Here is an 8,651-nt window from a genome sequence, read left to right on the forward strand (position 1 = left end):
TTCCGATCCCGCCTTGCGGGTTCGCAACCGATGAAACTCGACATAGTTAGCAGAGTACCTTTCTATGATCCCAATGATGGCCTGTTCCTCTTCAGCTGGCAAGCTGGTGTCCACCAACGGCAAAAAAGCTTCTTTAGTCATATCCCAGGCTGCTTTAGCAATCAACACAGCAACTCCTATCGCTGCCAAGGGATCAATAAAATGCCAGTCGGTAAAATAGATAATGACTAACCCCGCTAACACCGCCAGGGAGGTATAGACATCGGTGCTGAGATGGAGAGCATCTGCTTCTAGAGCAACCGAATCTGTCGCTTTGGCTACTTGGAACAGGTGGCGGGAAACGAGGGTGTTGACAACCACCGAAATGGTCATAACCACAATGCCCCAGGTAGGCATGCTGACCGTCTGCCGACCCAAAAGCTTAGCTACTGCCTCAACTATGATCCATATGGCAGCTATAATAATAAGGACCGCTTCCACCGTTCCCGAGATATTTTCGACCTTACCGTGGCCGTATTCATGCTCCGAATCTGCTGGTTTGCTGGCCAACCGAACCGAAAAAAAAGCAATTATTGCCGCCAGCAGATCGATCCCTGAATGGATGGCCTCAGACATAACGCTAATGGAACCTGATACCAACCCAGCTACAATCTTAAGGGCCACTAACAGAGAATTACTCCCAACCGATAATCGAGCTGCTTTGGCTTTTGCATCCATACCCAACGCCCCTGTATCCAAAACATAACCCCGGTAAGACCGAGGTTAACCCTGAGAGGTTCTGTGGCCTACTAAACCGCCTTAGCTGCTTGGCGGGTCTCTCCAAAGAGACGCTGCAGGTCAACCCATAAGGGACTGGCCACGCAAATGGACGAATAAGTACCGCTTATGGTCCCAATCAGCATAGCTAGGGCAAAAACCCGGGTAGTAGTCCCACCCAAAGTCAACAAGGCAATTAGAACTAGGATTACCGTAGATGAGATGCTGATGGAACGGAATAAAGTCTGGCTGATACTCTTGTTAACAATACTGGGTTGTGACTCGCGCTTACTTATTTGCAGATTCTCGCGGATGCGATCAAATACAACTATGGTGTCGTTTATGGAATACCCCAAAATGGTTAGGATGGCGGCCACGAACGTTCCGTCAATCTCTACCTGAAACAGGGAAAAGACACCGGCTACAACTAAGGCATCATGAAGCAGGGCCAGGATAGCAGCAACGGCAAAGTAGAATTCAAACCTGATGGTAATGTAGATAATTTGAAGAACGGAGGCAATGGCTAAAGCATAGAGGGCTTTGCGGGTCAGCTCCCCGCCAACCGTAGCTCCCACTTTTTCATTACGAGCTATATCCGCCTGGCCAAATGCTTTCTGCAACTGATCGACTACTTCTTTACTCCTCTCCTCGGTTAGCTCCGGTGTGCGAAGCAGAAAGCGGTTGGGCCCAGCCTCTCGTACCGAGCTACCGTGGAGACCCAGCTGATCTAGCTGGCTCCTAACCTGGCCCACCGAAACACTTTGCTTAAATTGGATCTCGATTAAGTTACCGCCGGTATAATCAATCCCGTAGTTAAATCCCCGGATTCCAATTGAAACCAACCCGGGTATAATTAGTAACAACGAGATTAAATACCAGAGCCAACGTTTGCCCATCCAATCCAACTAGGATACCTCCCTTACGCCATACCACCGCTGATCCTTAAAAAGACCGGTACTTACAACCAACCCTAATAACCACCTAGTGAGGCTAATTGCCGTAAACATACTAGCGGCGATACCAATGGTCAGCGTCACCGCAAATCCGCGAATGGGCCCGCTACCGAAGTACCACAAGACCAGGGCGGCCAATACGGTAGTAACGTTAGAGTCTAGAATGGTACGAAACGCATGCCGGAAACCAGCGTCTACCGCTGCCCTCAAGGTTTTGCCCCGTCGCAGTTCCTCTTTTAATCGCTCATAAATCAAAATATTGGCATCCACCGCCATGCCCACTGAAAGTAACAAAGCCGCAATGCTAGGAAGAGTAAGGGTAGCTTTGGCTAGGGCCAACGCCCCTAGTACAATCAGCGCATAAACCACTAAGGATAGATCGGCTACTACACCCGGAACCCGATAGAGGACAATCATAAACAGAGCTACCGCAATCAAAGCTACGACAACGGCAATCTGGCTCTTAGCCAAGGAGTCAGTACCCAAGGTGGGACCGACGGTCCGCTTCTCTATAATCTCCACATTTACAGGCAGAGCGCCACCCCGGAGGAGCGCGGCTAGATTGGCAGCTTCATCATAAGTAAAGTTTCCCGTAATGACCGCTTTCCCATCGGGTATTTCCTGCTGGACTGTGGGCGTAGTTAGGGGTTGACCATCCAAGTAAATCCCTATAACTCGCTTGGGATCTCTCTCATCCGGGTACTGCTGTACCAACCGCCTAGTTTCTTGGGCAAAAATCCTGGTGCCATCCGGGTTAAATTCCAGAGCAATTTCCGGCTTATTGGTTTGCTGGTTAAAGACCGCCTTAGCTGTCTTGAGATCCCGGCCGGTTAAAATGACCTTTTGATTGTCTTCGGTTCGAAACTCTAAAAGAGCTGTCTTGCCAATGAGCTTCACTGCTTCATCAGGGTTTTTTACCCCGGCTAGCTCTACGATGAGGCGGTTTGCGCCTTCCTGCTGGATAATTGGTTCGCTAACCCCAAGCTGATCAACCCGCTCCCGCATCACCGCTTGTAGCTGGCTCATATCCTCTGCGCTGACCGGCTTTCCCTGGGTCTCCTTAGCCTGCAGAGTTACATGCACGCCTCCTCGCAAGTCTAAACCCAAATTCATATGCCTCAGGATAGGCCCGGTAGCTAATACTCCGGCCAAGATAATGGCGGCCGTTACAACCAGTAACCGGCCTAGACTCCCCCTGTACATATCTCTCCCCCTCAACTTGCACTATTGCACCTATTATACAGCTCCGCATTTACCGGCTCAATCAGGCAGCGTGTTGCTAAATAATAATACTTATAAAAGTCTATTCCCGTTAACCTCTAACCCAAAGCGACAACCCAAAACTAAAGCAGCTCGTTGGCACATTAGCATGCGACTCAAAAAAATCTCGAAGTACTCCACTACCGGGCTGATCTTGGTAGCAATAGATAGTTCTAAGGTGATGCTCTTTTTGGCAGGCTCTACCCGAAGAAAGGACTTTTCCACCGCGAAGTTAACCCGGTCATGAAGGTCAAATGTGGCCGGATCTTGATTGTATACCCGAGAGCGATGGACATCAGATTTGTCAGCCAGGATCAGGGCAGCTGCCACCGGGCTGACTGCACGCCCTTGCCCTTCTTCATGGTTTCCAATAGCTGACACAACTCTGGCGACCTCTTTGGGGTCCATTCCTAGCCGGCGCAGAATCGTAAACGCCATTAAGGCACCTGCTTGAGCGTGGTTATGTCTGCCGGCTACGTTGCCAATGTCATGCAAATAGCCAGCAATGGCAGCCAGTTCGCGATCCCGTTCTTGGCTGCCCAAACGTTCCAAAATATTATAAGCAATACTTGAAACTAGTTTGACATGCCGGTGACCATGCTCAGTAAAACCCATGGCCCTCAAATATTGGTTGCCTTGAGTTATATAGGTTTCTACTTCAAGATCCTTTTGGACCTCGGTTAGGGTTACCACTAGTCGCCTTCTTTGCCTCCAACATAACCTATCCCAGTTTTCTCCACTTCAATTTCCACTTTATCAGCAATACGCACCATGACGCTGGTGTCTTTGACTTTAGTAATGCGCCCATGAATGCCACCTACGGTGATAACGGGATCGTTAACCTTAAGTTCGCTTAGCATCTTTTGGCGCTTCTTTTGCTGCTGCTGCTGAGGCCGGATCATTAGGAAATACAAAATGGCAAAGAACAAAACCAGGTAGATAATTGTTGCTGTCCAACCTTGCGTGGGCAATAAAGACACCATCCTTTCCCATTATCCAGTTACACAAGTAATTCTCTTTCGACAGGCAAGCGTTAATCCCTTTCTGTCGTCATATACCTTTTCAAGAATTGGTCAGCAAAGGGCTCCAGGTTATCCTCAACAATAGCTTGCCGCAGTCTCTCCATTAGGCGCAGTATAAAAAACAAATTGTGCAGCGTCGTAAGCCGCATGCCCAATATCTCATTGGCTTTAATCAGGTGGCGGATATAAGCCCGGGAGAAATGTCGGCACGTATAGCACTCGCACTCGGGATCTAGTGGCCTGAAGTCCTCTGCATAGCGGGCATTGCGAATAACCAGTTTTCCAAACGTAGTAAATACAGTGCCATTGCGAGCAATTCTAGTAGGCAATACGCAATCAAACATATCAATTCCTAGCTTGACCCCTTCGATTAACGCATCAGGCGATCCCACCCCCATAAGGTAACGAGGCCGGTCATCTGGCAATAGCGGCACCGTAAAATCAAGGACCTCATACATTAATTCTTTCGGTTCCCCAACACTGAGTCCGCCAATAGCATACCCGGAAAAACCTATGCTAACAATGGCTTCTGCGCTCCGCGCCCGCAGATCAAGGTAAGTCCCACCTTGCACAATGCCAAACAGGCTCTGGTCACTACGGTGGTGCGCCAACTGACAACGCTCGGCCCATAAGGAAGTCCGTACTACCGCCTTTTCAACTTGTGCCCAGTCACACGGGTAGGGCGGACATTGGTCAAAGGCCATAGCGATGTCCGATCCGAGAATTTCCTGAACTTCTATAGCTTTTTCGGGGGTAAAAAAGTGAGAGGAGCCATCTATATGGGACCGGAAGAGCACTCCTTCATCGGAGATTTCTCTCAGTCCTCCTAAACTCATCACCTGGAAGCCACCACTGTCGGTAAGTATTGGGTAGTCCCAATGCATAAACGTATGTAGACCGCCAGCCCCTCCTATAACTTTGGGTCCAGGCCTAAGAAAAAGATGATAAGTATTACTGAGTATCATTTTAGCCCCGATGGCTTTGAGTTCTTCCGGGGTCATCGCTTTTACAGTACCCTGGGTACCCACCGGCATGAAAACAGGAGTAGATACTTCTCCGTGAGGAAGTAGCAAGCGACCTGCCCGGGCTCTGGTAGTAGAGGAACGAGCTACAATACGAAATTCAATACTCAACCTATGGACACCGCCTAAAGGATTAGCATGGCATCTCCAAAACTAAAAAAGCGGTAGCGCTCCTGTATAGCTATTTCGTAGGCTTTGCGAATGAGATCCCGGCCAGCGAAGGCGCTAACCAGCATCAACAAGGTAGAGCGAGGCAAATGGAAATTGGTGATCAAACCGTCAACAGCCCGAAACCTGTAACCCGGGTAAATAAACAGATCGGTCCATCCTTCCCCAGGTATAACCCTGCCGCTGGTATCAGTGACAGTTTCCAATGTCCGAACACAAGTGGTCCCTACAGCGATAACCCGCCCTTGGTTCTGGCGGACCTGGTTAATAGCTCTAGCTTCTTCTTCGCCCACCCAGTAGTATTCCGAATGCATGGAATGCTGTTCAACCTGTTCGGTGCGAACTGGTAGAAAGGTGCCTACCCCCACATGCAAGAGAACGCTAATGATCCGGATGCCGGCATCGGAAATCTGCTGCAATAATTCCGGCGTAAAATGCAAACCGGCAGTGGGAGCCGCAGCCGACCCTTCATAGCGCGCATACACGGTCTGGTACCTATCCTTAGAATTCATCTCCTTTTTGATATATGGAGGTAAAGGCATCTCTCCTATCTGGTCTAGAACCCTACGAAAATCCTGATCGGACATAAAAAAGTCAACTATCCGGCCCCCAGCAGTCGAGGTAAAATCAACCACTTCTGCCCTGAGTTCGCCGGCACCAAGGATTATTTCTACCCCAGGTCTAGCTCGACGCGCCGGACGGATTAAGACCTCCCATCTGGTAGCCTCGCCACAGGGTGCCCTCAGCTTACGCAACAAAAGCACCTCTACTTTTCCACCAGTATGAGCCCAGCGACCTTTAAGCCTGGCAGGAATGACCTTAGTGTTATTAATTATTAAGGCATCACCAGGATGCAGATACCGAGGCAATTGCGAAAACCGACTGTGGGTAATGTTGCCAGTGGCCCGGTTAATAACCATTAACCGGGCCGCATCTCTAGGTTGTATAGGTTCTTGAGCAATTAGCTCCGCTGGTAACTCGTAATCAAACTCCGATACGTCCATTGTCGCGATCCCTTCAGCAAGAACGAACCCGCCCTAGCGACGGAAGAAAACATTAAAAAGTAAAGTCAAGATCAAGCTTAGCAGTAGGCAACTAACTATGGGAAAATAGATCGTAAAATTCCCTTTTCGAACCAAGATGTCCCCAGGAAGTTTACCTGGAATTCCTAGTCGAGCCAATGCCCACATAATCAGCCCTAGCGCGATTAAGCCAATCCCTATCGCTACTATGCTCTTGGCCATGGAATCCCACAGCGGTGGCATAACCCAAACCTCCGCTTCCTTACTGATCACGTCGGCACTCATCCAAACTATCAAGAACCTGACCGAGTTGCTCTTCAGTGTCTACCTTGACCCTGCCTAGTTTGATATCCTGTGCCCAATGAGGAGGCAAGTCGTCAATTTTCAATTCCGTGATCTGCTTTAATTGCATGTTGCCGTCTCGATCATAGCTAAATACTGCTACCCGACCATGATATGCCCCAAGCAAAAAGCAAACGATACCAACACCCGCCATCAAGAAGTAACCATATCTCCTAATCGGCATCAGCATGCCCACACGCCACCCCCTGCCAGTATTTTCCCCTAACAGTAGGTAGCTATGCGCTGTCGCTGATTAAGTGCATAGTTTTCTCGGGGATGTCAAAATTGGCCCAAACAGCTTGGACATCATCATGATCCTCAAGAGCATCCATGAATCTCAGGACTTGCTGGGCGGTACTAACATCCGCAATCGGTATAGTAGTCTGTGGCACCATGGCCAATTCCGCCTGCTGAACTGGAATGCCCTTCTGCTCCAGTTTTTCCCTTATCTCTTGCAGGTCTTCCGGTAAAGTAATCACCTGGACAATATTATCATCCTCTTGGACATCCTCAGCTCCAGCCTCAATGGCTTCCAGTATGACTTCGTCCTTGTCAATACTGGTAGCAGCCAGATCAACGGTCAAAGAGCCCTTGCGGCTGAACATCCAAGCAACGCAACCGCTCTCGCCAAGGCTTCCGCCATAGCGGCTGAAAAGGTGGCGAATTTCGGCCGCTGTGCGGTTACGATTATCCGTAAGTAACCTGAGCATCACGGCTACACCAGCGGGCCCGTAGCCCTCATAGATGATTTCTTCGTAGTCGCTTCCTTCCATGCCCCCGGTTCCTTTGGCAATAGCCCTTTGGATATTCTCATTAGGCATATTGGCCTCGCGGGCCCTCTGGATAGCCGCCTTCAGGCGGAAATTGCTTTCAGGGTCTCCTCCCCCCAATTTGGCTGCCACTATAATCTCCCGCCCAAGCTTCGTAAATAATTTGCCTCGCTCGGCATCAACTTTGGCCTTGCGGAATTTTATATTGGCCCACTTTGAGTGCCCTGACACTATATTCACCTCCCTTTGCCGTTTTAAATTCTAGCACAAAAAGGAAGCATAATAAAAGCCGCAGCTTCAACTGCGGCCAGGAGCTACCTCTTTCGGATAACGTTTATCACACTTCCTCAAGAAAGATCTTGTGGTCGACCAAAGTCATTTCCTTGATTTTGGCTCGCACCAGCTTACGCCGGCCAAAAATATCCTCCAGAAGGATACCATCTTCTTGAGGCACTACTCGGTCAACATTTTCGACCAACAATATTTCTTCTTGCCCTTTCTTCAAGTATACATTGGCTTCACACATGGGGCATCTCCTTTCTCAGCCTTTCTACCAGCGCATCAATAAGGTGCGGCAACGGTTCGGCCATGGTCCCAACTATTTCAATGCCTGAGCGATTGATAGGAAGCAGGATTTTCTTGGCCTTGCTTTTACCGACAGCCTCAGCCATGGCTGGTGTTAGCTCCCCCAACATGGAGTGAGCCACAATCACAGCCAATGAGCCAACAATAAAGTCAACCTGGTCGGCATTCTGGATAACTGCGTTTTCACCGGTAGCTCCATCGTTGGCACCTGCCCTAAGCATGAGCGAAGTTGCCACTGAATTGGTCCCGATGGCAATGATCTCAACCTCAGGGCCGAGTCCCTTGCGAATTTTCTCGGTGAGGTGCTTACCAATTCCGCCTCCCTGGCCGTCAATTACCATAATCCGCATGGCGGTACCCACCCACCTAGTTAACAGCTTATTCTACCGAACAACCTAAGGTCTGTTCCAGCTCTCTCAAAGCCCATTCATGGGCCCCCTGGTCGAATGAAGCCACTCCGTTCCGTAACACCCTAACTTTATATCCCAGCATCCTGGCATCAGCAGCTGTATAGAGAACACATATGTTGGTACATACGCCAACCAAAATTATCTCATCTATGGACAATTCCCTTAGCGTCAAATCCAAATCGGTCCCCATAAAAGCACTGAACCTGCGCTTCTCTATAACTATATCATTGCTCTCTGGTTTAAGCTCATCAATTATGTCGCCACCGCGGGAACCTTTGATACAATGAGGGACAAACATTGAAAATTCCGCATCGCCACTTTTATGTTGATCGCAAATGTAA

13 protein-coding genes are annotated in these 8,651 nt (G+C 49.3%); all 13 read right to left on the reverse strand.

The genetic code is table 11. The annotated features are described in order from the left end of the window. A partial coding sequence (locus H5U02_12305) for a cation transporter (GenBank protein MBC7343199.1) occupies positions 1-717 on the reverse strand: 717 nt, incomplete at its 3' end. 71 nt (positions 718-788) lie between these two features. Beyond that, complete coding sequence (gene secF / locus H5U02_12310; protein MBC7343200.1) at positions 789-1,652, reverse strand: protein translocase subunit SecF; 864 nt, start codon at positions 1,650-1,652, stop codon at positions 789-791. Between the two features lie 9 nt (positions 1,653-1,661). Further along, positions 1,662-2,912: a protein translocase subunit SecD gene (gene secD, locus H5U02_12315; protein MBC7343201.1), complete on the reverse strand. Its 1,251-nt coding sequence runs from the start codon at positions 2,910-2,912 to the stop codon at positions 1,662-1,664. Between the two features lie 90 nt (positions 2,913-3,002). Beyond that, entirely contained in the window at positions 3,003-3,662 is a 660-nt protein-coding gene (locus H5U02_12320) for an HD domain-containing protein (GenBank protein ID MBC7343202.1), read from the reverse strand. After that, positions 3,662-3,952 (reverse strand): preprotein translocase subunit YajC, encoded by a 291-nt coding sequence (gene yajC / locus H5U02_12325; protein MBC7343203.1) that lies wholly within the window; start codon positions 3,950-3,952, stop codon positions 3,662-3,664. Before yajC ends, H5U02_12320 begins: the two co-directional genes overlap by 1 nt. Before the next feature lie 50 nt (positions 3,953-4,002). Continuing rightward, a complete protein-coding gene (tgt, locus tag H5U02_12330; GenBank protein ID MBC7343204.1) occupies positions 4,003-5,124 on the reverse strand; it encodes a tRNA guanosine(34) transglycosylase Tgt in 1,122 nt (373 codons plus the stop codon). Between the two features lie 14 nt (positions 5,125-5,138). Further along, complete coding sequence (gene queA / locus H5U02_12335) at positions 5,139-6,185, reverse strand: tRNA preQ1(34) S-adenosylmethionine ribosyltransferase-isomerase QueA (protein MBC7343205.1); 1,047 nt, start codon at positions 6,183-6,185, stop codon at positions 5,139-5,141. Between the two features lie 33 nt (positions 6,186-6,218). Continuing rightward, positions 6,219-6,446 (reverse strand): DUF2905 domain-containing protein, encoded by a 228-nt coding sequence (locus H5U02_12340; GenBank protein MBC7343206.1) that lies wholly within the window; start codon positions 6,444-6,446, stop codon positions 6,219-6,221. 19 nt (positions 6,447-6,465) lie between these two features. Further along, positions 6,466-6,741, reverse strand: a complete 276-nt coding sequence (locus H5U02_12345; protein ID MBC7343207.1) for a hypothetical protein — start codon at positions 6,739-6,741, stop codon at positions 6,466-6,468. A gap of 40 nt (positions 6,742-6,781) precedes the next feature. Beyond that, positions 6,782-7,546 (reverse strand): YebC/PmpR family DNA-binding transcriptional regulator, encoded by a 765-nt coding sequence (locus tag H5U02_12350; protein MBC7343208.1) that lies wholly within the window; start codon positions 7,544-7,546, stop codon positions 6,782-6,784. Positions 7,547-7,652: 106 nt separating this feature from the next. Next, positions 7,653-7,841 carry a CooT family nickel-binding protein gene (locus H5U02_12355; GenBank protein ID MBC7343209.1) on the reverse strand — a complete coding sequence of 63 codons (189 nt, stop codon included), beginning with the start codon at positions 7,839-7,841 and terminating at the stop codon, positions 7,653-7,655. Continuing rightward, on the reverse strand, positions 7,834-8,250 hold the full coding sequence (locus H5U02_12360; GenBank protein ID MBC7343210.1) for a DUF3842 family protein: 417 nt from the start codon (positions 8,248-8,250) through the stop codon (positions 7,834-7,836). The genes H5U02_12355 and H5U02_12360 overlap by 8 nt, the downstream gene beginning before the upstream one ends. Before the next feature lie 28 nt (positions 8,251-8,278). Then, the coding region (locus H5U02_12365; GenBank protein MBC7343211.1) for a cysteine hydrolase at positions 8,279-8,651 on the reverse strand (373 nt) is incomplete at its 5' end.

This window comes from Clostridia bacterium (genome assembly GCA_014360065.1).
Classification (GTDB): Bacteria; Bacillota; DSM-521; order Neomoorellales; family JACIYF01; genus JACIYF01.

Coding starts and splice junctions, on each gene's coding strand:
- H5U02_12360 (MBC7343210.1), bottom strand. CDS start 8,250: ATGCGGATTATGGTAATTGACGGCCAGGGAGGCGGAATTGGTAAGCAC.
- secF (MBC7343200.1), bottom strand. CDS start 1,652: ATGGGCAAACGTTGGCTCTGGTATTTAATCTCGTTGTTACTAATTATA.
- yajC (MBC7343203.1), bottom strand. CDS start 3,952: ATGGTGTCTTTATTGCCCACGCAAGGTTGGACAGCAACAATTATCTAC.
- H5U02_12340 (MBC7343206.1), bottom strand. CDS start 6,446: ATGCCACCGCTGTGGGATTCCATGGCCAAGAGCATAGTAGCGATAGGG.
- queA (MBC7343205.1), bottom strand. CDS start 6,185: ATGGACGTATCGGAGTTTGATTACGAGTTACCAGCGGAGCTAATTGCT.
- secD (MBC7343201.1), bottom strand. CDS start 2,912: ATGTACAGGGGGAGTCTAGGCCGGTTACTGGTTGTAACGGCCGCCATT.
- H5U02_12355 (MBC7343209.1), bottom strand. CDS start 7,841: ATGTGTGAAGCCAATGTATACTTGAAGAAAGGGCAAGAAGAAATATTG.